General features: G+C 69.0%; 22 protein-coding genes. 2 read left to right on the top strand and 20 right to left on the bottom strand.

The genetic code is table 11. The annotated features are described in order from the left end of the window. Positions 1-9: 9 nt before the first annotated feature. The 4 genes from KHC19_RS12360 to KHC19_RS12345 all read right to left on the bottom strand — a co-directional run bounded on the left by KHC19_RS12360 (position 10) and on the right by KHC19_RS12345 (position 3,811). Positions 10-1,545, bottom strand: coding sequence for a tripartite tricarboxylate transporter permease (locus tag KHC19_RS12360; RefSeq protein ID WP_213352661.1), 1,536 nt, complete (start codon positions 1,543-1,545; stop codon positions 10-12). A 28-nt stretch (positions 1,546-1,573) separates the two neighbouring features. Beyond that, complete coding sequence (locus KHC19_RS12355) at positions 1,574-2,077, bottom strand: tripartite tricarboxylate transporter TctB family protein (RefSeq protein WP_213352660.1); 504 nt, start codon at positions 2,075-2,077, stop codon at positions 1,574-1,576. A 105-nt stretch (positions 2,078-2,182) separates the two neighbouring features. After that, the gene (locus tag KHC19_RS12350) at positions 2,183-3,187 is read right to left on the bottom strand and encodes a Bug family tripartite tricarboxylate transporter substrate binding protein (protein WP_213352659.1); all 1,005 of its coding nucleotides are present in this window, start codon (positions 3,185-3,187) and stop codon (positions 2,183-2,185) included. A 204-nt stretch (positions 3,188-3,391) separates the two neighbouring features. Further along, a complete protein-coding gene (locus KHC19_RS12345) occupies positions 3,392-3,811 on the bottom strand; it encodes an RrF2 family transcriptional regulator (protein ID WP_213352658.1) in 420 nt (139 codons plus the stop codon). Positions 3,812-3,900: 89 nt separating this feature from the next. On the opposite strand from KHC19_RS12345, the gene KHC19_RS12340 reads away from it, so the two are divergent. Both KHC19_RS12340 and hmpA read left to right on the top strand, forming a co-directional pair. Further along, positions 3,901-4,320, top strand: coding sequence for a group III truncated hemoglobin (locus KHC19_RS12340; RefSeq protein ID WP_213352657.1), 420 nt, complete (start codon positions 3,901-3,903; stop codon positions 4,318-4,320). A gap of 56 nt (positions 4,321-4,376) precedes the next feature. Continuing rightward, entirely contained in the window at positions 4,377-5,588 is a 1,212-nt protein-coding gene (hmpA, locus tag KHC19_RS12335; RefSeq protein ID WP_213352656.1) for an NO-inducible flavohemoprotein, read from the top strand. A 94-nt stretch (positions 5,589-5,682) separates the two neighbouring features. Here hmpA and KHC19_RS12330 read toward each other — a convergent pair whose 3' ends face one another. The 16 genes from KHC19_RS12330 to KHC19_RS12255 all read right to left on the bottom strand — a co-directional run bounded on the left by KHC19_RS12330 (position 5,683) and on the right by KHC19_RS12255 (position 22,176). Beyond that, positions 5,683-6,720, bottom strand: a complete 1,038-nt coding sequence (locus KHC19_RS12330) for an HPP family protein (protein WP_246548783.1) — start codon at positions 6,718-6,720, stop codon at positions 5,683-5,685. A gap of 531 nt (positions 6,721-7,251) precedes the next feature. Then, the gene (locus tag KHC19_RS12325) at positions 7,252-8,922 is read right to left on the bottom strand and encodes an amidohydrolase (protein WP_246548781.1); all 1,671 of its coding nucleotides are present in this window, start codon (positions 8,920-8,922) and stop codon (positions 7,252-7,254) included. Position 8,923: 1 nt separating this feature from the next. Further along, positions 8,924-9,796 carry an ABC transporter permease gene (locus KHC19_RS12320; RefSeq protein ID WP_213352654.1) on the bottom strand — a complete coding sequence of 291 codons (873 nt, stop codon included), beginning with the start codon at positions 9,794-9,796 and terminating at the stop codon, positions 8,924-8,926. After that, complete coding sequence (locus tag KHC19_RS12315; protein ID WP_213352653.1) at positions 9,793-10,572, bottom strand: ABC transporter ATP-binding protein; 780 nt, start codon at positions 10,570-10,572, stop codon at positions 9,793-9,795. The genes KHC19_RS12320 and KHC19_RS12315 overlap by 4 nt, the downstream gene beginning before the upstream one ends. Beyond that, complete coding sequence (locus KHC19_RS12310; protein ID WP_213352652.1) at positions 10,569-11,603, bottom strand: ABC transporter substrate-binding protein; 1,035 nt, start codon at positions 11,601-11,603, stop codon at positions 10,569-10,571. The genes KHC19_RS12315 and KHC19_RS12310 overlap by 4 nt, the downstream gene beginning before the upstream one ends. A 49-nt stretch (positions 11,604-11,652) precedes the next feature. Then, entirely contained in the window at positions 11,653-11,991 is a 339-nt protein-coding gene (locus tag KHC19_RS12305; protein ID WP_213352651.1) for a 4Fe-4S binding protein, read from the bottom strand. Then, a complete protein-coding gene (locus tag KHC19_RS12300) occupies positions 11,988-13,604 on the bottom strand; it encodes an FAD-dependent oxidoreductase (RefSeq protein WP_213352650.1) in 1,617 nt (538 codons plus the stop codon). Before KHC19_RS12300 ends, KHC19_RS12305 begins: the two co-directional genes overlap by 4 nt. A gap of 79 nt (positions 13,605-13,683) precedes the next feature. Further along, the gene (gene groL / locus KHC19_RS12295) at positions 13,684-15,306 is read right to left on the bottom strand and encodes a chaperonin GroEL (RefSeq protein ID WP_213352649.1); all 1,623 of its coding nucleotides are present in this window, start codon (positions 15,304-15,306) and stop codon (positions 13,684-13,686) included. A 31-nt stretch (positions 15,307-15,337) separates the two neighbouring features. Continuing rightward, positions 15,338-15,625, bottom strand: a complete 288-nt coding sequence (gene groES, locus KHC19_RS12290) for a co-chaperone GroES (RefSeq protein WP_213352648.1) — start codon at positions 15,623-15,625, stop codon at positions 15,338-15,340. A 52-nt stretch (positions 15,626-15,677) separates the two neighbouring features. Further along, positions 15,678-16,019 carry a hypothetical protein gene (locus KHC19_RS12285; RefSeq protein ID WP_213352647.1) on the bottom strand — a complete coding sequence of 114 codons (342 nt, stop codon included), beginning with the start codon at positions 16,017-16,019 and terminating at the stop codon, positions 15,678-15,680. Next, complete coding sequence (locus KHC19_RS12280; RefSeq protein ID WP_213352646.1) at positions 16,003-17,241, bottom strand: MFS transporter; 1,239 nt, start codon at positions 17,239-17,241, stop codon at positions 16,003-16,005. The genes KHC19_RS12285 and KHC19_RS12280 overlap by 17 nt, the downstream gene beginning before the upstream one ends. A 211-nt stretch (positions 17,242-17,452) precedes the next feature. Continuing rightward, a complete protein-coding gene (locus tag KHC19_RS12275) occupies positions 17,453-18,481 on the bottom strand; it encodes an aliphatic sulfonate ABC transporter substrate-binding protein (protein ID WP_213352645.1) in 1,029 nt (342 codons plus the stop codon). Positions 18,482-18,527: 46 nt separating this feature from the next. After that, positions 18,528-19,388, bottom strand: a complete 861-nt coding sequence (locus KHC19_RS12270; protein ID WP_213352644.1) for an ABC transporter permease — start codon at positions 19,386-19,388, stop codon at positions 18,528-18,530. Positions 19,389-19,400: 12 nt separating this feature from the next. After that, a complete protein-coding gene (locus tag KHC19_RS12265) occupies positions 19,401-20,237 on the bottom strand; it encodes an ABC transporter ATP-binding protein (RefSeq protein WP_213352643.1) in 837 nt (278 codons plus the stop codon). Beyond that, positions 20,234-20,602 (bottom strand): 4Fe-4S dicluster domain-containing protein, encoded by a 369-nt coding sequence (locus KHC19_RS12260; protein ID WP_213352642.1) that lies wholly within the window; start codon positions 20,600-20,602, stop codon positions 20,234-20,236. The genes KHC19_RS12265 and KHC19_RS12260 overlap by 4 nt, the downstream gene beginning before the upstream one ends. Then, positions 20,599-22,176, bottom strand: a complete 1,578-nt coding sequence (locus KHC19_RS12255; protein WP_246548780.1) for an FAD-dependent oxidoreductase — start codon at positions 22,174-22,176, stop codon at positions 20,599-20,601. The genes KHC19_RS12260 and KHC19_RS12255 overlap by 4 nt, the downstream gene beginning before the upstream one ends. Between the last annotated feature and the right edge of the window lie 89 nt (positions 22,177-22,265).

Genomic DNA, 22,265 nt, shown 5'->3' with positions numbered 1-22,265 from the left:
GAAAGTCGATCACGCCGACCTCCCTTCCGGCGTCGCGGCCGCGTCGTTCTTCGGCGCCGCCCGGCCGCCCTTGAGCAGCAGGGAGAGTACCGGCAGGGACAGCAGCAGCAGGCCGAGGCCCATCATGGTGGCGACGAGGCCGTTGGAGAAGAAGATCGCCGGCGAGCCGTCCGAGGTCAGCATGGCCTGGCGGAAGGCGTCCTCCGCCTTGTCGCCCAGCACCATGGCGAGCACGAAGGGGGCGAGCGGGTAATCGAGCTTCTTGAACACATAGCCGACGATGCCGAAGCCCAGCGCCAGCCAGACGTCGAACATGTGGTTGGCGACGGTATAGGCGCCGATGACGCAGACGACGGTGATCAGCGGCCCGACCACGGTGAACGGTGCCCGCAGGATGAAGGCGAACAGCGGCACGGTGGCCAGCACCAGCACCACGGCGATGACGTTGCCCATATACATGGAGGCGATGAGGCCCCAGACGAAATCCGGGCGGGTGGAGAACAGCATCGGCCCCGGCGACAGGCCCCAGATCATCAGCCCGCCCATCATCACCGCCGCGGTGGCGGAGCCGGGAATGCCCAGCGCCAGCATGGGCAGCAGCGCGCAGGAGCCGGCGGAATGGTCGGCGGTCTCCGGGGCGACGATGCCTTCCGGCTCGCCCTTGCCGAAGAAGCGGCCCCGGCGCGAGAAGCGGCGCCCCAGCGCGTAGCTCATGAAGGAGGCGGCGGTCGGCCCGCCGGGGGTGATGCCCATCCAGCAGCCGATCAGCGCGCTGCGGATCAGCGTCGCCCAGTAGCGCGGCACCTCGGCGACGGCGCGCGCGATGACGCGGATGTCGAGCCTGGCCTTCACCCCCTCGAACTTCAGCCCCTCTTCCATGGTGAGCAGCAATTCGCCGAGGCCGAACAGGCCGATCACCGCGATGAGGAAGGAGATGCCGCCGATCAGTTCGTCGAGCTCGAAGGTGAGGCGCGACTCGCCGGAGATGGTGTCGATGCCCACCGTGGCGGCGGCGAAGCCGAGCATCATCGACACCAGCGTCTTGAACGGCGAGCCGCCGGACATGCCGATGAAGCTGGCGAAGGCCATGAAATAGACGGCGAAATATTCCGCCGCGCCGAAGCGCAGCGCGAAATTCGCCACCCAGCTGGACAAGAGGGTGATGACCAGCACGCCGGTGAGCGCGCCGATGCCGGCCGAGGTGAAGGCGAGGGTGAGCGCGCGCGCCGCCTGCCCCTGTTTCGCCAGCGGGTAGCCGTCGAAGGTGGTGGCGACGGAAGAGGGTTCGCCGGGAATGTTGAACAAGATGGAGGTGGTCGATCCGCCGAACAGCGCGCCCCAATACATGGAGGTGAGCAGGATGATGGCGGAGATCGGATCCATGGTGAAGGTAAGCGGGAGGAGCAGCGACACGCCGTTCGGCGCGCCGAGGCCCGGCAGCACGCCGACCACCAGCCCGAGAAGCACGCCCATCACCATGATCATCAGGTGATGGGTGGTGAGCGCGACGGCGAAGCCGTCCATCAATTGCCCGAAATTGCCCATGGCGCGTCCCTCGATGCTTTTTTGTTCGTCAGTAGATGCCGAAGGCTTCGAGGACCGGACCCTTGAGCAGCGGGACCATGAACAGTTTCTCGAAGATGACGAAGTTCACCGCCACCACCGCCAGCGCCGAGACGAGCGAGGGGAGGGTGCGGAAGCCGGCCGCGACGCGCAGCGCGTAGAAGATGTAGAGCCCCATGCCGATATAGAGGCCGAGCCAGGCCGAGATGGCGGCCATGGCGACGATCGGCAGGAAGAAGGCGACGACGGTGCGCAGCCGCTCGCCATCGAGGAAGGCTTCGCCCTCGGCGCCGTGCTCCTGCCGCCCGCCCGCGCGGCGCAGCAAGGTCTGCACCACGGTGCCGGCGCTGCCGAGGATGATGAGGCAGCCGACATAGAAGGGGAAATAGCCGGGTTCCGGCCCGGAAGATCCCCAGGCGGTGCCGTTCAGCGTGGCGCCGTAGCACACGACCGCGCCGACGGCGGCGGTGGCGCAGGCGGCGGCGATGTCCATGGTGCTGCGCGAGATGTCCATATGCCTCACTCCGACGCGGCGGGAAGGAAGGGCGGACGGCGGCGAGTCGCCGTCCGCAAGGGGATCGTCCGCGGGGGGAACAGGCGCGGACGACCTCGAAGCGGTTTACTGCTCGGCGCGCAGCCAGCCGTTGCGCTTGTAGATCTCGGCGTAGCTCGCCTCGTGCTTCTTGATGAAGTCCTTGAAGGCGTCGCCGGTCAGCAGGCGCGGGATCTGCGCGCCGCGCTCCTGATAGGACTTGAATTCCGGCGCCGCGGCCGCCTTGGTGAAGAGGTCGGTGTAGTAGGCGAGGGCCTCCGGCGGCAGGTCCGCCGCCCCCCAGATGGTGCGGGGCTGGGCGAAGCTGTCGACGTCGATGCCGGCCTCCTTGCAGGTCGGGATATCGTGCCAGGACTGGCCATCGGCGATCACCGTGGTGTCGGCGAGGCGCTCGCTCTCGAACACGCAGAGCGGCTTCTGCACGCCGGCCTTCCACTGCTCGACGCTCTCGCTGGGATTGTTGACGTTGGCGGTGATGTGGCCGCCGGCGACCTGGATCGCCGCCTCGCTGCCGCTCTTGTAGGGGATGTAGGTGAGGTCGGTGCCGGTGGCGTGCTCGATGAGCGTCATCAGCGTCTCGTCGGCTTCCTTCGCCTTGGCGCCGCCGAGCTTCAGCTGGCCGGGAGCCTCCTTCGCCTTGGCGATGAAGCCCTTCACGTCCTCGATGCCGGATGTCTTCGGGTTCACCCACAGGATGAAGGGATCGAACACCATCGCGGCGATGGGGGTGAGGTCCTTCAGGCCATAGGACAGCTTGTTGGCCAGCGGCAGCACATAGGCGTCCTGGGTGCCGAAATAGAGCTTGTAGGGATCGCCCTTGTTCGACTTCGCGTAGATGAAGGTCTCGGCGCCGGAGCCGCCGGCCTTGTTGCTGACGATGATCGGGGTGGTCAGCAGCTCGTTCTTGCTCAGCGCCGACTGCACCACGCGGGCGAAGGTGTCGGTGCCGCCGCCGGGGCCGGCCGCCGCCACGAACTCTACCGGACGGTTCGGCTTCCACTCGGCGAACGCGACGCCCGGCGCCGCAAGGCCGAGGCAGAGAGCAAGCGCAGTGAGGGCGTGTTTCGGCATCGTGTCTCTCCCATTGGGTTTTTGCGCGGCTCGTGAGGTCCGCCATTGTTGAGGGGAGGTTATCGTATCAATCATCTCATATCAATAATTACAGATTACGTTTTTTGCGGCATGCGCGGACGCCCGGGGGGCGTGCCGAATTGCCGGGGAGGCGAGGGGAGGTTCGCCTGCGGGGACTGACGGGATCGGCAGGGTCCGCGGCGATCAGGACACCTTGAGCAGGTGGCGGAAGTCGCCGCGCTTGGCGAGGACATCGGCCAGCGAATAGCGATCGAGGGTGGCCATAAAGGCCTGCAGCGCCTCGTCCAGCACGCAGGTGAGGCCGCAGGCCGGGGCGATGATGCAGCTGCCGCAGCCGACAAGGTCGAAATCGTCCTCGGTGTGGCGGACCAGCGCCCCGACATTGATCTCCGGGGCCGGGCGGGCCAGCCGGATGCCGCCCGAGCGGCCGCGGACGCTCTGCAGATAGCCGGCGTTCACGAGGTCGTTGACCACCTTCATCAGGTGATTCTGCGAAATGGCATAGGCGCGGGCGATCTCGGCGATCGAGCACAGCCGGTCCGGGCGGGAGCCCAGATAGAGCAGCACGCGCATCGCATAGTCGGTGTAGCGCGTCAGGCGCATTTCGGCTCCACGGTGGAAAAGATGCGTAATCATTGCATGTTTTGTGGCGATCAGATACATGCATATCAGATGCATATATTGGAACGGCGATGACCCTCCTCAAGCTGGATGAAGCCGGACTGGCGGCGTTGGTTCGTGCCTTCTATGCGCGTGTCCGCCGCGATGCCGAGCTGGGCCCCGTCTTCAACGAGGCGGTGTCGGACTGGCCGGCGCATCTCGACACGCTGACGGCGTTCTGGTCCTCGGTGATGCTGGCCAGCGGCCGTTATGGCGGCCGGCCGGTCCCCGCGCATTTCCGGCATCGCGACCGCATCTCGCCCGCCTTGTTCAGCCGCTGGCTCGCCTTGTGGGGGCAGACCGCCGACGAGCTCATGGAACCGCAGGTGGCACAGGCCCTGAAGCTGCGGGCGGCCCGCATCGGCCAGAGCCTCCAATTCGCGCTCTTCGCACGCATGGAGGAGGGCGGGGCGCCGCCTTCTTCCGGCCTCGCGGACCGAGGGCCGCCCTGACGGCACGACCCTGGGCCGCGGCGACACACCGATCTTCCCCCCGACAGGAGACATCCATGTCCCAGACGCTCAGCGAGCGCAGCATCGCGCTCGTCAAACTGACCGTGCCGGCCCTCGAGGCGCATGGGCTCGCCATCGTCCACGAGATGTATGCGCGCCTGTTCCGCAATCCCGAGATCCGCGACCTGTTCAACCAGTCGCATCACGGCGACAGCGGATCGCAGCCGCGGGCGCTGGCCCAGGCCATCCTGGCCTATGCCGGCAACATCGAGAACCTGGCGGCGCTGGCGCCCGCCGTCGAGCGCATCGCCCAGAAGCATGTCGGGCTGCAGATCAAGCCCGAGCACTATCCCCATGTCGCGGAGGCGCTCATCGGCGCGATCCGCTCGGTGCTGGGAGAGGCGTCGACGCCGCAGGTGCTGGAAGCCTGGGGCGAGGCCTACTGGTTCCTCGCCAACATCCTCATCGCCCGCGAGGAGCGGATCTATGGCGAGCAGAAGCATGCCGCCGGCGGCTGGAACGGCTGGCGCGACTTCCGCGTCGAGGACGTCGTGCGCGAGAGCCGCGTCATCACCTCCTTCGTGCTGCGGCCGGTGGACGGCAAGCCGGTGCTGCGCCACAAGCCGGGACAGTATCTCACCTTCTGGCTGGAGATACCGGGCCACGCGCCGGTGAAGCGGAACTACTCGATCTCCAGCGCCGCCAATGGCGAGAGCTACCGCATCTCGGTCAAGCGCGAGGCTTTCGGGCTGGCGTCGGGCTGGCTGCACGACCATGCCGCGCCCGGCACCGTGCTCAAGGTGTCGGCGCCGGCCGGCGAGTTCCATCTGCCCGATCATCCCGAACGTCCGGTGGTGCTGCTGTCGGGAGGCGTCGGCCTCACCCCGATGATCGCGATGCTGGAGACGCTGGCCGCCCGCTCGTCCGGCCTGCCCGTCCACTATGTGCACGGCACCCATGACCGCCACACGCACGCCATGCGCGAGCATGTCCGCGCCCTGGCGGCGAAGGACGCGGCGCTGCGGGTGGTGGATTTCCACCAGACGCCGCTGGCCGACGAAGTGGCCGGCCGCGACTATGACGAGGCCGGGCTGATCACGCCGGAGTGGCTGACCGCCAACACGCCGACCGGCGAGGCGGACTACTATATTTGCGGGCCGCGGCCGTTCCTGCGGGCGATGATCGCGGCGCTGTCGCTTTCGGGCGTGCCGTCCGACCGGCTGCACTACGAGTTCTTCGGCCCTGCCGACGAGGCGCTCGCGGCCTGACGGCCGGTCCTCCTCCGACGCATCCGCTGCGAGACATGCAAACGGGGCGGCACCCGGCGGTGCCGCCCCGTTGTTGCGAGTCGCGGGCGGGCGTCTAGCCGAGGCCGCGTGTCAGCACATGCAGCCAGTCCGCCTCGGTGACGACGCCCACCGGGCGGCGGGCCTCGTCGATGATGAAGACGGAATGCACGCGATCGCGGGCATAGAGCTCCAGCAAGTCGATGGCCGGTGTGGTCGGGGTGGCGGTCGCGGCCGGCGTCATCAGGTCCAAGACGATGCCGGTGGGCCTCAGCAGCTCGCGCAGGCTGATGGCGCCGACGAGACGCCCGGCGGCGTCCACCACCGCCAGGCGGCGGATGTCGCGCTTGACCAGCAGCGCGCGGGCCTGCTCGGCGGGCGCGTCCTCCGGCACGCCGATGACGTTCTCCACCATGAGGTCGGCGCAGGTGAGCGCGTGGTAGGAGCGCGCGACCGCGCGCCGCTCGATGTGCCGCACCAGCCCTTCGAGATCGGCGGCGCCGATGTCGAAGGCCTCGCCGACTTCGTCGAGCGTGGCGGCGATGTCCGCCTTGCTGATGGTCCAGGGCAGATCCCGGGCCGGCTTCGGCGGGGCGGGAACGTGCGGATAGGTATGGCCGGACAGGCGATGGTAGAGCCAGGCGCTGGATACCAACACGACGGCGTTCAACCCCACCGGCACGAAGGGGAAAAGCAGGCTCGACGAGCCGCCGATGAACAGGCCGACCAGCGCCGCCGCGCCGCCGGGCGGATGCAGGCATCGCAGCAGCGACATGGCGCCGATGGCCAGCGCCACGGCGATACCCGCCGAAAGCGCGGTGACCGGCATGAGATGGGCGATCGAGACGCCGATGGCGGCCGACACCATATTGCCGCCGATGGTAGGCCAGGGCTGCGCCATCGGACTGGCCGGCACGGCGAACACCAGCACGGCGGAGGCCCCCATCGGCGGCACGATCCATATGAGGTGATTGAAATCGGCCGCGGCGAGGCCGCCGATCACCGCCGACAGGCCGATGCCCATCAGGGCGCCGAAACAGGCGAACGCACGATCGCGAAGCGTCGCGCCGGCCAGGATCGGCCGGAAGAGTCTTAAGCGTGCAAAGGCTGACAAGGCCCACTCCAAATGCATCGCGCCGAAAGGGAGGATTGGCGACCCGGTGTAAGCGGGAAAGGGAGGGATTGGAAGGAAAGTTGCGTCGTCACCGAGGGACAGCCTTGGCATCCGTCCGGCGGGAGCGCCTTCCGTTAAACATGCAAAATCTATACATGAATAAGGGAGGTGTCCAGCGAGGGGCGGCGGGATGCGACGCCGAGAGGCGCGGCCATGCGCGGCGGGGTGGCCGTTCGAGGGTCGTTCGTCTTTTCCGACGCCGGCGGCATGGGAGGGCAGGGCGAGGGACGCCGCGCTGCGAGGAAGCGCGGTCGTTCCACGCCATGGCTTGTTGCCGGGCGCGGATGAGGCCGGGCCGATGACGGGATGGCCTCGGGCGGCGCGGATCCCCGGCATTCGCCACGGTGCGGCGCATCGCGCGGGGAACTGTCGGCGCGCGGATCTGCGGCGATGAGCGCGGGTGCCTTTATCGGCCGGGAGACGGCTTCCGGTCGGCCGCGATGTCGTCGGCGGCAGGCAGCCCGCAGCCGCCTATCCGGCCTCGTGGACGATCCGCCCGTCGACGACGGTCAGGCGCACGGAAATGTCGCGCAGATCCTGCGGCGGCACGCGGGTCGGATCGTCCGACAGGACGGCGAGGTCCGCGGCGAAGCCGGGCTTCAGCGGACCCTTCCAGCTCTCGTCGAAGGTGAGCCGCGCGCCGGCGACGGTGAACAGCCGGAGCGCGGTTTCGGCATCGAGCCGCTGGCCGGGGCCGATCACGCGCTTGCTCAGGCGCTCCTGCCGGTTGGCCACCACCCACAGGGTGAAGAACGGATCATAGGGAATGTTGTCGGTGGCGATGGAAAGCGGGATGCCGGCATCGAGCATATGCCGGTGCGGGACGACCCAGTCGCCGCCGTCCGGCTCGCTGGGATAGCGCCAGCCGCCCTTCCAGAGGAAATAGGTGGGAATGGTCGTGACCAGCACGCCGAGACGCGCCAGCGCGGCAAGTTCCCCGGCATTGGTGCGCCCGACATGCTCGATCACCCAGCGCCGGCCGTCGAGCGGATACTTCTCGTTGATCGCCTCCAGCACCGGGAGGATCTCGTGGAGCTTGTCGTTCACGATGGTGTGCAGGCGCAGATCGTGCTCGGCGGCGAGGAAGGCGGCCTCGCGGAAGTCCGACGGCGTGACCGCCTGCTCGACGAAGCCGGACCATCCGGTATCGGGTAGGTGCGCGCGGGCGCAGCAGGCGGTCGTCTCGTCGCCGCCATAGGCGATGTGGAGGCCCGAGACGCGCAGCCATCCGTCCCCCAGCCCGGCGCCGCGCGCGGAGGCCAGCCAGTCGCGCATGATCTTCTTCGCCTCGGCGAGATCCGACCAGCTGGGCGAGACGACGAGGCCGACGCGCACGGTGAGCTCGCCCAGCTCCCAGAGCCGGCGGTAGACCGAGATGGTCTCGGCGGCGGAGCCGTGGCCTTCATAGATGCTGGTGGTGCCCCGGGCGTTGTAGAGCTTCTGCGACAGGCGCACGCCTTCGAGCCGGTCGTGGAAGCCGAAGCGCGGCACGGCGGGAAGGAGGTCGAACTCCACCGTCGGCCGGTTGTTGCGCTCGACGATGACGCCGGTGGGCTCGCCGCCGGCGTCCTTCAGGATCTCGACGCCGGCGATGCGCGGCACCGTGTCCCGGGTGATGCCGTTGAGCGCCAGCGCTCGGCTGTTCAGCGCGGTGTAGCCCGGCGGCGTGCCCCAATTGCCGAACACGCCCTGTATGTAGACGGGATGGTCGGGCGCGGCGGCGTCGAGCTCATGGCGATCGGGGACGCGTTTCTCCTCCAGCGCCTCCGGGCCGTCGAAGAAGAAGGGCGGCGTGCCGACCGGCATGGTGACGATCCATTGCCCGGCCGGCGTGGTGCGCGCCGCCGCGCGTATGCGATCGAGAATGTCGGCCACGTTCCGCACGCCGGCGAGCGAGGGACGCTGCCGCTTCAGCCCCTCGCGCTCCATATGCGCGTGGGTGTCGTTGATGCCGGGAATGACGGTGGCGCCGCCGAGGTCGCGGATCTCGGCCTGCGGGCCGGCGCGTTGCAGCACCTCGTCGTCCCCGACCGCGATCAGGCGCCCCGCGCGAAAGGCCAGCGCCGTGGCGCGCGGGCGCGCCGGGTCGAAGGTGATGATGTGCGCGTTGTGCAGCACGGTGACGGGCAGGGGCGGGGTCATGTCAGGACGTGATCTGGTACCAGGGGAAAAGCCGGCGGGCGACGGCGACGAAGGTGCGATCGACCAGGAAGCCGAAGGCGCCGAGCACGGCGAGGCCGATGAACATGATGTCGACACGGAACAGCTGGTGGCCTTCCGACATCATGTGCGCGATGCCCGAGGAGGCGCCGGACATTTCCGCCGCCACCAGCACGACGAGCGACACCGAGAGCGCCTGCCGGATGCCGGCGAGGATGAAGGGCAGCGCCGCGGGCAGCACCACGAGGAACAGCGTGGTGAGGCGGCCCGCCCCGAGGCAGGCGGCCGAGCGCAGATAGATCGGGTTGACGTCGCGCACGCCGATGAAGGTGGTGATCCACAGCGGGAAGAAGGCGCCCCAGGCGATGAGCGCGGTCTTCGAGGTCTCGCCGATGCCGAACCACAGGATGCACAGCGGGATCAGCGCGATGGCGGGAATCGAGCGGAAGCCGTGCAGCAGCGGCTCGAACAGATATTGCAGCCAGGAAAGCCGGGCGGTCATTACCCCGGCGCCGATGCCCAGCACCAGCGCCACGCCGAAGCCGGAGGCGGCGCGCAGCAGGCTGACCCGGATGTTCTTCACGATCTCGCCGGAGAGAAGCAGCGGCACGAAGGCCTCGAACACCTGCGAGGGCGGAGGAAACAGCACCTCGTTGATCCAGCTCGAATAGCGCGGGATCAATTCCCAGGCGATCACGAACAGGGCGATGCCGGCGGCGTTCAGCACGAGCCGCCACATGGCGGCATGGCGCCGGCGCCGGCGATGCTCCGCCCGGAAGGCTTCCTCGAAGCTGCCGGCGGGCGGGCGGGTGTCGGTGCCCGGCTCGATGCGGGCGTCGGACGAGGCGAGGCTCATGCCGCCTTCCTTCCGTGATGGGCGGCGAGTGCGTCCGCCACGTCGGAATAGAGCGCCGCGAAGCGGGGCGATCCCCGGTCGCGGGGATGCGGCGCCTCGATGGCGAGATCGGCGCGGATGCTGCCGGGATTGGCGCCCATCACCACGACGCGCTGGGCGAGGAAGGCGGCCTCGTCGACATTGTGGGTGACGAAGACCACGGAGACGCCGGTCTCCCGCCACAGCCGCAGCAGGTCCTCCTGCAGGCTCTGCCGGGTCATGGCGTCGACGGCGGCGAAGGGCTCGTCCATCAGCAGCACTTCCGGCTCGACGACGAGCGCCCGCGCCACTGCCACGCGCTGGCGCATGCCGCCGGAAAGCTCGTGCGGATAGCGGTCGGCGGCATGGCGCAGGCTGACCCGCTCCAGCGCCCGCAATGCCAGGGCGCGCCGCTCGGCACGCGGCACGCCGCGGGTGCGCAGGCCGAATTCGACATTCTGCCGCGCCGTCATCCAGGCGAACAGCGCGTATTCCTGGAACACCACGACGCGCTCGGGACCCGGGCCGGCGACCGGCGTGCCGGCGAACGACACCGTGCCGCTCGTCGGCTTCACGAAGCCGGCGACGAGATGCAGCAAGGTGGTCTTGCCGCAGCCCGACGGGCCGATCAGGCAGACGAACTCCCCTCGTCCGATGCGGAGGGAGACGTCGCGCAGCGCCCAGTTGGGGGCGCCGTCGCGCCCCGCATAGACCTGGGAGACGTGCTCCACGGCGATCAGCGCGCCGGCCGCGCTCACGACAGGGTGACCCGTTCGGGCAGCAGCGCCTTCGTCGGGCCGTCGGCGATCAGCCCGCGCAGCAGGCTGCGCAGATCGCCCTGCGGCGGCTTGCCGAGATTGGCGGCGATGGCCCAGTTCGCCTCGCTCACCAGATCGTCGAGGAAGCGCTGGTCGAAGCCGAGCTTGAAGACGAAGGTCGAGGTCGCCTGGCGGATCTGCTCCGGCGGGGTCTTGATGCGCTCGGCGATGAGGTTCGGCCAGTTCGGATCCGAATTGATGCGGTTCTCGGCGGCGTAAAGCGCCTTGATGGCGGCCGTCACGACCTCCGGCTTTTCCTTCAGCACCTTGTCGGTGGTCAGGAAGAGCTGGTGGCTCTGGAAATAGGGTTCGATGCCGTCGAGCGTCATCTCGACCACCTTGCCGCCGGTCTGCTTGTCGGCGACCGCGACCGCCTGGCTGCTCCAGGCGAAACCGTCGATGTCGCCACGCGCCAGCGTGGTGGCGAGGTTGCCGGGCGCGACGTTGACGACGGTCACGTCCTGCGGCTTCAGGCCGGCGAGCTCGAGATACTTCGCCAGCAGATACTGGCCGGAGGTGCCGACCGGCGTGCCGATCCGGCGGCCCTTCAGGCTCGCGGGGTTCTTGGGGTCGATGCCGGCATCGCTGCGCACGGCGATGCGCATGTCGCGCGAGTAGCGCGAATAATTGACCACGGCGAGGGGCTTGAGACCGTTGAGCGCGGCGAAGACCAGCGGCGTGTCGGTGGAGGCGGAGAAGTCCGCGGCGCCGGTGAGCAGCGCCTGCATGGCGTCGCGGCCGGAATCGAAGGAGGCGGTGGTCAGGTCGACATTTTGGTCCTTCCAGTAGCCGCCGGCCTCGGCGACATAGGGCACCGCCCAGGTGTAGCCGACGCTGCCATAGGCCACCTTCACGGGCACCGGTGCCTGCGCCCGCAGGATGGAGGGCGCGAAGAGCGCCGCGCCGCCGGCGGCAAGCCCGGCGAGCAGCTGGCGCCTGTCGAAAGCCAGGACACCGAGAGGGGTGGTCATGATGTCTGTCCTTGTCGTGGAGCGGGCGATGGCCGTGCTCGCCGCGCGGCTAGAAGCCCTTGATGAGGCGGAAGGTGGAATCGATCCGGCGCCGGGCGGCGGTGTCGCGCGTCCAGCCGATGGCGGCGCGGTAGCCGCCCATCAGGCCGGCCCTGACGAGGGTGGGCTCGTCGACGAGGACCGGCTGATCGGCCTCCGGCGCGACGTAGAGCGCATCCTCGGGACAATAGAGCTCGCACATGAAGCAGGTCTGGCAATCTTGCCCGCGGGCGATGGCGGGCAGGCCGCCGGCCACCCCCTTCGGCGCCGCGTCGAACACATTGGTGGGGCAGACGCTGACGCAGATGTTGCAGCCGGTGCAGCGTTCGGCACTGACGAGCTCGATCATGCCGCCAGCTCCGCCTGCGGGCGCGTCAGCGGCGAGGACGGGGTGGTCCAGACCTCGTCGAGACCGCCACTGAGAACATGATGCAGCTGGGCGGGATCGGCCTGCGGGTGATCCTCGCGTCGATGCATGCCGCGCGTCTCGGTCCGGGCGAGCGCGCTGCGATACATCCAGCGCGCGACCGCCGTCATCGCGGCCGCCTCCCGCGCCCGTACCGCCTCGTCGCGGGAGGCGGCATCCGCCGTCCGCAGCGAGGCCCACAGGCCGTCGAGCCGGCCGAGGGAGTCGCCCAGCTTGTCGCCGGACCGGAAATAGTTGGTCTCGAAGGGGAAGACCTCGTCCTGCACCTGGCGGATGACGGCTTCGGGGCTGAAGGCCGCCGCGCGGCCTTCGCGCAGCGCGACGGTTCCGGCCGCCGCCGCGACACGCGTCGTTCCCGCGCCTGCGCGCACCCGCCGGCCATGATCGGCGGCGCCCGCTCCGGCCCATTGGCCCGAGCTGATGGCCCAGGCGGCGTTGTGGCTGCCGCCGCCGGTGAACCCGCCGCAGATCAGCTCGCGCGTTGCGGCATCGCCCGCCGCGAAAAGCCCGGGAACCGTGGTCGCGCAGTCGTCGCCGACAATGCGCAGGCCGCCGGTGCCGCGTACCGTGCCTTCCAGGCGCAGCGTGACCGGGAAGCGCTGCGTGAAGGGATCGATGCCCACGCGGTCGAACGGCACGAAGAAATTCGGCTGCGCCTCGCGCATCGATTCCCTCAGCGAGGGTTCCGCCTTGTCGAGCTGGGCGTAGACCGGGCCCTTGGCAAGCCATCTGGCGATGACCGACCGGCCGCCCTGCGAGGCGGCGCCGGGGATCGGCTCGCCGCCGGGCTCGGTGAAGGTGGCCCATTTGTAGAGCAGGGTCTTGGTGACGGAGGCGAAGGCGGGCGAGATGGCATAGGCATTGGAGAATTCCATGCCGGAGAACGCCGCGCCGAGCTCGGCCGCCATCAGCAGCCCGTCGCCGGTGAGCACGTTGCAGCCGAGCGCCCGGCTGAGGAAGGCGCAGCCGCCGGTGGCGATCACCACCGCCCCGGCGCGCACCACCCAATCGTCCCCGCGCTGCCGCCTGACGCCGCGCGCCCCGGCCGCCGCGCCGTCGCCATCGACGAGAAGCTCCAGCGCCGGGCTGTGGTCGAGGACGCGTACGCCGGCGCCCTTCACGAGCTTGCGCATCAGCCGCATATATTCCGGCCCCTGCAGCGAGCCGTGCGCCGGCGCGCCGCGGTCGTCGTGCGGGAAGGGGTAGCCACGCTCGGCGAGGAGTTCGATGCTGGCATGCGTCAGCTCGAGCACCCGCATCGACCAGCGCCGGTCGGCGAGATGCCCGCCCAGCGCGTCACGCGAGAGATAGGCCGCCTGGCGTCGCTCCGCGTCCGGCGGGACATACCAGACGCCGGTGCCGGACGGCGCCGTTGCGCCGGAGGTGCCGCAAAATCCCTTGTCGGCCAGTACCACGCGGGCGCCGGCACGGGCGGCGGACAGGGCCGCCCAGGTTCCCGCGGGGCCGCCGCCGAGAACGAGTACATCGGTATCGAGATCGAGTGCTGCCGTCGGGTAGGTCGCCGTTACGCTCATCTGCACGCGCTCCGATCGGAGGCCAGCTGGCCGGGAGGAACCCCGCCCGGCGATGCCGGGCGGGACGCGGATCACGGGGTCAGAAGTCCACGCCGCCGGGCGCGGGGGCGGCCGGCTTGTCGCGGGGCAGCTCGGCGATCAGCGCCTCGGTGGTGACGAGGAGGCCGGCGACCGACGCGGCGTCCTGCAGCGCGGTGCGCACCACCTTGGCCGGATCGACGATGCCGGCCACCAGCAGGTCGACATAGGTTTCGTTCTGGGCGTCGAAACCGAAGGTCGCCGACTTGTTGTCGAGGATCTTGCCGACCACGATCGAGCCTTCCACGCCGGCATTCTCGGCGATCTGGCGGAGCGGGGCCTCGAGCACGCGGGAGACGATCTGGATGCCGGCCTGGATGTCCGGGTTGTCGGACTTCAGGGCCTGCACCGCCGCCTTGGCGCGCAGAAGCGCGACGCCGCCGCCGGGGACGATGCCTTCCTGCACCGCGGCGCGGGTGGCGTTCAGCGCGTCGTCGACGCGGTCCTTCTTCTCCTTCACCTCGACTTCCGTGGCACCGCCGACGCGGATCACCGCCACGCCGCCGGCGATCTTCGCCAGCCGCTCCTGCAGCTTCTCGCGGTCATAGTCCGAGGTGGTCTCCTCGATCTGCTGCTTGATCTGGGCGACGCGGCCCTCGATGTCCTTCTTCTTGCCGATGCCGTCGACGACGGTGGTGTTCTCCTTGTCGATGCGCACGCGCTTGGCGCGGCCGAGCTGGGCGAGGGTGACGTTCTCCAGCTTGATGCCCAGCTCTTCGGAGATCACCTCGCCCGCCGTCAGGATGGCGATGTCCTCGAGGATCGCCTTGCGGCGGTCGCCGAAGCCCGGCGCCTTCACGGCCGCGACCTTCAGGCCGCCGCGCAGCTTGTTGACGACGAGCGTCGCCAGGGCCTCGCCCTCGACGTCCTCGGCGATGATGAGGAGCGGCTTGCCGGACTGCACCACCGCTTCCAGCACCGGCAGCAGCGGCTGCAGCGAGGAGAGCTTCTTCTCGTGGATCAGGATGTAGGGATCGTCGAACTCGACGGTCAGCTTCTCGGCATTGGTGACGAAATAGGGCGAGAGATAGCCGCGGTCGAACTGGAGACCCTCGACGACGTCGAGTTCGGTCTCCGCGGTCCTGGCTTCCTCGACGGTGACGACGCCCTCATTGCCCACGCGCTGGAAGGCGTTGGCGATGATCTCGCCGATGGTGCGGTCGCCATTGGCGGAGATGGTGCCGACCTGGGCGACTTCGTCCGACGACTTCACCTTCTTGGCGCGCTTGCCGATATCCTTCACCGCCTCGGCGGCGGCGAGGTCGATGCCGCGCTTGAGATCCTGCGGGTTGAGGCCGGCGGCGACCGATTTGGCGCCCTCGCGGACGATCGCCTGGGCGAGCACGGTGGCGGTGGTGGTGCCGTCGCCGGCGAGGTCGTTGGTCTTGGAGGCGACCTCGCGCAACAGCTGGGCGCCGAGATTCTCGAACTTGTCCTCGAGCTCGATCTCCTTGGCCACCGAGACACCATCCTTGGTGATGCGCGGGGCGCCGAAGCTCTTTTCGATCACGACGTTGCGGCCCTTCGGGCCCAGCGTCACCTTCACCGCGTTGGCGAGGATGTCGACGCCGCGCAGCAGGCGCTCGCGGGCATCGGTGGAAAAACGTACGTCCTTGGCGGCCATGTCTCGGCGCTCCTTACTTCTGAATTCGGTGTCAGGCGATCACGCCGAGGATGTCGGCTTCCTTGAGGATCAGGACGTCGCGCCCGTCGAGCTTCACCTCGGTGCCGGACCACTTGCCGAATAGCATCTTGTCGCCGGCCTTCACGTCGAGGGGGATGAGCTTGCCGTTCTCGTCGCGGGCGCCGGGGCCGACGGCGACGACTTCGCCCTCGGAGGGCTTCTCCTTGGCGGTATCGGGAATGATGATGCCGCCCTTGGTCTTTTCCTCGGCATCGAGGCGGCGGACAACGACACGGTCATGCAGCGGGCGAAAAGCCATAGAGTCATTCCTTGAAGCGAAAGATGATCATGCCGAGCCGCCGGCGGTCCGCTCAGGACGCGCGGAAGCCGAGCCGCAGGGTCGCCAAGGCACCCTGCGCGGCGGCGCGTATGTCCTCCAGCGTCGCGAATTTCCGGCCGTCCAGCACATCGAACTGGTGGTTCGACGCGTGAAAGCGGAAGCCGCTGTCGAGGCGCGAGGCCAGGCCGGCGCGGCGGCCCGCCACGGCGACGACGAAAATATCGGAACCCGTCTGCTCGGTCATGATCAGAAGAATATAAAATCTGTAGATTAAATCAATATAATGAATCGAGGGATCGACCCCGTCATCGATCCGTTTCCCGCCGACCCGGTTCGCGGCAGGCGGGCGTTCCGGCTCAGAGCGGCGGCGCACCGCTGGTGCGCGCCACCAATGTGCCGTGGCGCCTGGTCATGATGAGCAGGAACGCGGCGACGCACAGGCCGGCGGCGGTGCCGAGCAGCAGCTGCAGTCCGAGCCATTCCGCCGCCGCCCCGATCACGGCGGCGCTGGCCGCCGGGCCGGTTCGGAAGATCAGGCCGTAAAGGGCCATGGTCCGGCCGCGAAACGAGATGTCGGAGGAAAGCTGCGCCAGGGATTGCATGCCGATATTGCACATCACATGGCAAAGGCCGGCGGCGGCGATGAGCGCCAGCGCCAGATTCGCGCCGCCGACCAGCGAGAAGGCGATGATGATGCCGGCCATGCCGAGGCCGGTAAGGCAGGTGAGGCGCACCAGCGCGGGGAGCGACCTGCGGCGCAGCATCCAGGCGCCGCCGAGCAGGGCGCCGACCCCCTGGGCGCTCATCAGCATCGAGAGGATGGTCGGCCCGCCGCCGAACATCTCGCCCGCTATGGCGGGGAAGAGTTCGGTGAACGGCCGCCCGAAGACCGAGAAGGCCAGTGCCAGCAGGAAGATCGTCGCCACGGCCGGCGTGCGGGCGATGTACCGGTACCCGCCGACGATATCCTGCAGGATGTCGGCGCCGGTCGCCGCCCCGGGGCGGTCCAGATAGGTGCGCAGATGCAGGAGCGCGGCGATCATCGCCATGAAGGTGCCGGCGGCGCAGAGGAACGCCAGCGCCGGACCGCCATTGACGATGATGAGGCCCGCCAGGGCCGGTCCCGCGGCGCGTGCCACGTTGAAGCCGATGGAGCTGGCGGCGATGGCGCGTGCCATGTTCTTCCGCCCGGCGAGAAGCCCGACCGAGACCATGCGCGCCGGCTGGCTCAGCCCCTGCCAGGTGGTGTCCGCAAGGGCGAGCAGCCAGAGCAGCCAGATCGTCATGTTGCCCGTCGCCGTCACGGCGTACAGGAGGAGCGACACGGCGATCCCGCAGCACTGGAACAGCAGATTGACGCGAAAGGCGTTGCTGCGGTCGGTGATGACCCCGGCGAGCGGCGCGACCCAGAGCGCCGCGACGATCTCGGTGAGCGCCATGGCACCGACCCAGCTCGTCGACTGCGTGAGATCCCAGGCCAGCCAGCCTATCCCCAGGCGCTGCATCCAGGTGCCGGTCGACGAGACCGATTGCGCGACGGCGTAGAGCGTGAAGGGGCGGCTGGTCCGGTCTCCCGGCTCCGGTTCATCGGCCATGGACGCGGGCTCCGGCGCGGGCTCCACCACGGCGCCCGTTGCGCGCGAAGGGCGCCGCGGCGCGTCGTCTGCCGGCGCGCGGCGGTCTGTTTGCAGGCATCATGCAGGTTCGCGCCGCTTCGATGTCACGCGAGGCGCCGTCGCGCCTGTCCGGCGATCTCGCCGCCGGGCAGGCCGGGCGCAGGGAGGGCGGGTCGGGACGGCCGCCGCCTCAGTTGTTCGCCAGCTTTTTCTGGGCAGCCTCGTAATAGGAGCGGTCGATCCACTTGTCGTAATCGACCTTGCCCTTCAGCAGGCCCGCATCGGCCATGAACGCCTCTTCGCCCTGAAGCGAGCGGATGGCCTCATCGGTGAGCTTCGGGTCCTGCCAGAACTTGCCGTCGCTATAGGTGGAGCGCACGGCCTTCTCGCTGCTGCCGGTCTCCTTGACGAAGATCTGGATCGTCTCCTCGGGATTGGCGTCGGCCCAGCGCGCCGTCGCTATGTCCAGCGCCAGGAGCCGCGCGACGATATCGGGGTATTTGCGGGCGAAGGCGCCGTTCACGCTGAGGACGTGCGGAACCGCCCATTCCTTCTTGCCCGACACGCCGGCATCGAAGAGCACGCGCGCGCCGCCGGCATCGACCAGCTTCTGGGCCGGGCCGGTGCTTTCCACGATCGCGTCCACATCGCCGCGCGCCAGGGCCGGGCCGGAACTCTCTATGCCGATGTTGAGCAGTTCGACGTCCTTGATCGACACGCCGGTATCCTTCAGCGCCTTCGCGAAGGTGGAGTGCCGGACGGTGCCGGTCAGCACGGCGACCTTCTTGCCCTTCAGCTCCTCGAGCTTCTGGATCGGCGAATCCGGCCGCACCACGATCAGCGTCTCGTTGGAGGGAACCCAGCTGGAGAGGCCGATCGCCTTCACGTCGGCGCCGGTGGCGCCCAGACGCAGCGAGGGATTGTTGCCGATATAGGTGAACTCGATGGCGCCGGAGCCGATCGCGACGGAAGCGGGGCCACCGCCGTCGAAGGTCGCGAGCTCGACGCGAATGCCGTCCTTGGCGAATTCCTGCTCCAGCAGCTTCTTGTTCCGGTACAGGATGAATTTGAGGTGGCCGGGCGCCGTCGATCCGATGCGGATCACCTCGGGCTTGTCGGCGGCGCGGGCGGGCACGATGCCGGCAAGGGGGACGATCGCGGCGATGCCGAGCGCCTTCACGACGCTCCGGCGTGTGGGGGACACGATAAGTCGGGACATGGGAAAACCTTTCGGGTGACGGGCGGAGCGTGAGCGGTGGGGAAGATCAGGCGAGGCCCTTGTCCTCGGAGGCGCGCCAGCGCGTCGCCTGCGCCTCGAACGCGACGAGGGCGTAGTTCAGGAGGAAGCCGATCACGGTGAGCGTCAGGATGCCCGCATACATGCGGTCGGTTTCCAGCATCAGCGACGCGTTCTGGATCAGGTAGCCGATGCCCGATTGCGCGGCGAGCATCTCGGCGGCGATCACCGAGAACAGGGAGCTTTTCACGCCGAGGCGGGCGCCGGCGACGATGGAGGGCACTGCCGACGGCAGGATGACCTTGCGAAACAGGTCCCAGTCCGACGTTCCCATGGAGCGCGCGGCCTTGATGTGGAGCGGATCGACCGACTTCACGCCGACGATGGTGTTGATCAGCAGGAAGAAGACGGCCGCATAGAAGGTGATGGCGATCTTCGAGGCCTCGCCGATGCCCAGAACCAGGATGAAGACCGGCAGCAGCGCGAATTGCGAGGTGTTGCGCAGCGTCTGGACGAGAAAATCGCTCAGCTTCTCGAAGAGGGAATAACGTCCCATCAGCAGGCCGAGCGGGATGGCCACGACGACCGCGAGGAGGAAGCCGACCGCCGCCCGCTCGAGGCTGATGCCGATATGCCGGGCGAGCAGCCCGCTGGCGATCATGTCGCCGAGGGCCGCCAGCACCTGGCTGAGCGGCGGGAAGAAGATGGCGTTGATCCAGCCGAGCCGCGGCGCCACTTCCCATAGCAGCGCCAGGACGAGCAGGGCCGGCAGGCCGAGCCCTATCGTGTGGATCGCTTGGCGCAGGGTGGAGGGGGACGGCAGGAAGGCCGGCCGGTTCCACCATAGCCGCGGCGGAACATCCGTCGACTTGTCGGTCGCGAGCGTCATCGTCCGGTCTCCTCAGGCGTTATAGGCGGAGGCGAGGGCCCAATCCTGCTGGGCCTTGCGCACCTCCTCCCGCAGGGCATCCCATACGCGGGCCCGATAGGCGTTGAAGGCCGCGCTGTTGCGGATCTCGATGTCGCGCGGGCGAGGCAGATCGACGTCGATGCTCTCCTTCACCCGCGCCGGACGTGCCGTCATGACGACGATCCGGTCGGCCAGGAAAATGGCTTCGTCGATCGAGTGGGTGACGAAGACGACGGTGGTCTTGATCTGCTCCCAGATGCGCAGCAGCTCGCTCTGCAGGATGTCTCGCGTCTGGGCGTCGAGCGCGGCGAAGGGCTCGTCCATCAACAGCACTTCCGGGTCGGTGGACAGCGCCCGCGCGATCGCCACGCGCTGCTGCATGCCGCCGGAGAGCTGCGAGGGATACCGGTCCTCGAAGCCGGTCAGGCCGAACAGGCTGAGGAAATGCTGCGCCTTCACGCGACGCGCGGCCCGGCCGACGCCTCTCACCTCGAGCGGGTATTCGACGTTCTGGAGCGCGGTGCGCCAGGGAAACAGCGCATATTGCTGGAAGACATAGGCCGTCTCCTGGTGAGGGCGCGTCACCTTGTGGCCGTCGATGGCGGCGAAGCCCGAGCTCGGCTCGGTCAGCCCGGCGATGATGTCCAGCAGCACCGACTTGCCGCTTCCCGACGGGCCGACGAGCGTGATGAACTCGCCCTTGCGAATATCGAGATCGACGCCGGACAGCACCGGGATGCGGTCGCTGGCGTGCCCGTCGATGACCACGCTCTGGCCGGGCTTGAGCTGGAAGGTCTTGCGCACGTCGCTGATGGCGATGCGGTTCATGGCTTGCTGCTCCTGCTTTCCGCCGGTCGCGCCGTGCTCAGCGAGACCTGCCGAAGCCGATGGGTGGGGTCCTGATCCGCGCCTCCCTCTCGCCCTTTCCTCCAGCCGAGCGCGCGCGCGTAGCTTCCGAACAGCCCGGCCTCGTCGGCGGCGCCTTCGGTGATGCCGGTGACGTGTTCGGGATCGGTGGCGACGTAGAGCGCGTCGACCGGGCAATAGAGCTCGCAGAGGAAGCAGGTCTGGCAGTCCTGCTGGCGCGCGATGACCGGCACGCTGCCGGGGACGGTGTCGAACACATTGGCCGGACACGCCTTGACGCAGACGTTGCAGGCCGTGCAGCGGTTCTCCGAGAGAAGCTCGATCATGAGGCGGCGACCTCCGTCGTGTGAGGCTCGAAGGCGAGCCTCGGCCGGTCGACGCCGATCACCGACAGGCGGCGGGACTGGGCGGGATCGCTCGCGGGTGCGTCGAGCCGCCGGTGCATGCCGCGCGTCTCGGCGCGCATCTCGGCGGCGCGATAGGCCCATCGGCTCGAGGCGAGCAGGCCCGCCGCCTCGCGCAGGCGGAACGCCGCCGCCCCGGTGCCGTGGGCATGGTCGCGCAGCTCGGCCCAGGCGGCGTCGAGGAGGGCGAGAGAGGCGGCCAGCTTCGGCGCGCTGCGAAAGAAATTGCGGTCGACCGGCAGCAACTCCTCGCGCACCAGCGCGACGGCGCGTGCCGGATCGATGTCGCGAACGGTGGCCGCGGGCCGCAGGCCCGCCTGTCCGGTGGGGCGTACAGTCCGGTCGTTCGCCCGGCTGCCGAGGCGCGCGGCGAAAGCGGCCGCTCCCTTGCCGGCCCAGACGCCGGTGGCGATGGCCCAGGAAGCGTTCGGCCCGCCGCCGCCGGTCGCGGCGCCGGCGATGTCCTGCCGTTCGAGCGCGTCGCCGGCCACGTAGAGCCCGGCTATGCCGACGCTGCCATCGTCATCCGTGCGTTTCAGGCCGCCGGTGCCGCGGACCGTTCCTTCGGAGCGTAGCGCGATGGGAAAGATGTCGTTGAAGGGATCGATCTTCGCCCGGTCGAAAGGCAGGAAGCAATTGGGCTGGCCGCGCCGCAGCGCATCGGGCAGCGCCCCCGTGGCCTGGTCGAGCCGCGCATAGATGGGGCCTTCCAGCGATTCGCGGGCCAGCACGGGGAAACGCTGCCCCGGCGGGATGTCGATCGGCGATCCGTCGGTGCGGTAGAAGCTCGCCCAGAAATAGGGCAGTCCCTTGTTCACCGAGCTGTGCAGGGGGACGATGCCGTACTGGTTCGAGAACTCCATTCCCGACAGCGAGGCTCCGAGCTCGGCCGCCATCAGCTGGCCATCGCCGGTCAGGCCCGTCGCGCCGAGGATCCGGGAGCCAAAGGCGCAGCCGCCGGTGGCGATGACCACGGCGCCCGCCCGGGCCTCCCAGTTCTGGCCGAGCTGTCGCGCAAAGCCGGCGGCCCCGGCGACGATGTCGCCCGCCACCAGCAGTTCGAGCGCGGGGTGGTGATCGCGGACCGTCACGCCGGCGCGCACGACCTGCATGCGCATGAAGCGCATATAGTCGGGGCCTCGCAGATTGGCGATGTAGAGGTCGCCATCGTCATCCCGCGGGAAGCGATAGCCACGCTCGGCGAGGACATGCAGATGCTGCGTCGCCGTATCGATGACGCGCGGCATCCGGCGGATGTCGGCGAGGCCCTCGGCCTGCTTCAGGCGTTCCTCGACGAGACGCGCCCGCCGCTCGGGCGTGGTGGCGAACCAGGTCCCGGTGTTCGAGGGAGCCGTCGCGCCGCTCGTGCCGACATAGCCCTTGTCGACCATGACGACGCTGCGTCCCGCCTCGCGGGCCGCGAGCGCGGCCCAGCAGGCCGCCGGCCCGCCGCCGATGACGAGGACGTCGGAATTGAGCTGGATGAGTTCAGCCATGGACCCCGCCAAGGCGTGCGGGACTGCACCGCTGCCGGGCCGCGCCGAGAAAGCGCTCATCGGGCCGCGCCTGCGCGGAGCCACGCCGG

This window comes from Ancylobacter oerskovii, assembly GCF_018390555.1.
Taxonomy (GTDB): Bacteria; Pseudomonadota; Alphaproteobacteria; order Rhizobiales; family Xanthobacteraceae; genus Ancylobacter; species Ancylobacter oerskovii.
This window is presented reverse-complemented; position numbering and strand designations above follow the sequence as displayed.

Excerpts from the sequence above, each read along its gene's own strand:
- KHC19_RS12360 (WP_213352661.1), bottom strand. The coding sequence starts at position 1,545 with ATGGGCAATTTCGGGCAATTGATGGACGGCTTCGCCGTCGCGCTCACC.
- KHC19_RS12355 (WP_213352660.1), bottom strand. The coding sequence starts at position 2,077 with ATGGACATCTCGCGCAGCACCATGGACATCGCCGCCGCCTGCGCCACC.
- KHC19_RS12350 (WP_213352659.1), bottom strand. The coding sequence starts at position 3,187 with ATGCCGAAACACGCCCTCACTGCGCTTGCTCTCTGCCTCGGCCTTGCG.
- KHC19_RS12345 (WP_213352658.1), bottom strand. The coding sequence starts at position 3,811 with ATGCGCCTGACGCGCTACACCGACTATGCGATGCGCGTGCTGCTCTAT.
- KHC19_RS12340 (WP_213352657.1), top strand. The coding sequence starts at position 3,901 with ATGACCCTCCTCAAGCTGGATGAAGCCGGACTGGCGGCGTTGGTTCGT.
- hmpA (WP_213352656.1), top strand. The coding sequence starts at position 4,377 with ATGTCCCAGACGCTCAGCGAGCGCAGCATCGCGCTCGTCAAACTGACC.
- KHC19_RS12325 (WP_246548781.1), bottom strand. The coding sequence starts at position 8,922 with ATGACCCCGCCCCTGCCCGTCACCGTGCTGCACAACGCGCACATCATC.
- KHC19_RS12320 (WP_213352654.1), bottom strand. The coding sequence starts at position 9,796 with ATGAGCCTCGCCTCGTCCGACGCCCGCATCGAGCCGGGCACCGACACC.
- KHC19_RS12310 (WP_213352652.1), bottom strand. The coding sequence starts at position 11,603 with ATGACCACCCCTCTCGGTGTCCTGGCTTTCGACAGGCGCCAGCTGCTC.
- KHC19_RS12305 (WP_213352651.1), bottom strand. The coding sequence starts at position 11,991 with ATGATCGAGCTCGTCAGTGCCGAACGCTGCACCGGCTGCAACATCTGC.
- KHC19_RS12300 (WP_213352650.1), bottom strand. The coding sequence starts at position 13,604 with ATGAGCGTAACGGCGACCTACCCGACGGCAGCACTCGATCTCGATACC.
- groL (WP_213352649.1), bottom strand. The coding sequence starts at position 15,306 with ATGGCCGCCAAGGACGTACGTTTTTCCACCGATGCCCGCGAGCGCCTG.
- groES (WP_213352648.1), bottom strand. The coding sequence starts at position 15,625 with ATGGCTTTTCGCCCGCTGCATGACCGTGTCGTTGTCCGCCGCCTCGAT.
- KHC19_RS12280 (WP_213352646.1), bottom strand. The coding sequence starts at position 17,241 with ATGGCCGATGAACCGGAGCCGGGAGACCGGACCAGCCGCCCCTTCACG.
- KHC19_RS12275 (WP_213352645.1), bottom strand. The coding sequence starts at position 18,481 with ATGTCCCGACTTATCGTGTCCCCCACACGCCGGAGCGTCGTGAAGGCG.
- KHC19_RS12270 (WP_213352644.1), bottom strand. The coding sequence starts at position 19,388 with ATGACGCTCGCGACCGACAAGTCGACGGATGTTCCGCCGCGGCTATGG.
- KHC19_RS12265 (WP_213352643.1), bottom strand. The coding sequence starts at position 20,237 with ATGAACCGCATCGCCATCAGCGACGTGCGCAAGACCTTCCAGCTCAAG.
- KHC19_RS12260 (WP_213352642.1), bottom strand. The coding sequence starts at position 20,602 with ATGATCGAGCTTCTCTCGGAGAACCGCTGCACGGCCTGCAACGTCTGC.
- KHC19_RS12255 (WP_246548780.1), bottom strand. The coding sequence starts at position 22,176 with ATGGCTGAACTCATCCAGCTCAATTCCGACGTCCTCGTCATCGGCGGC.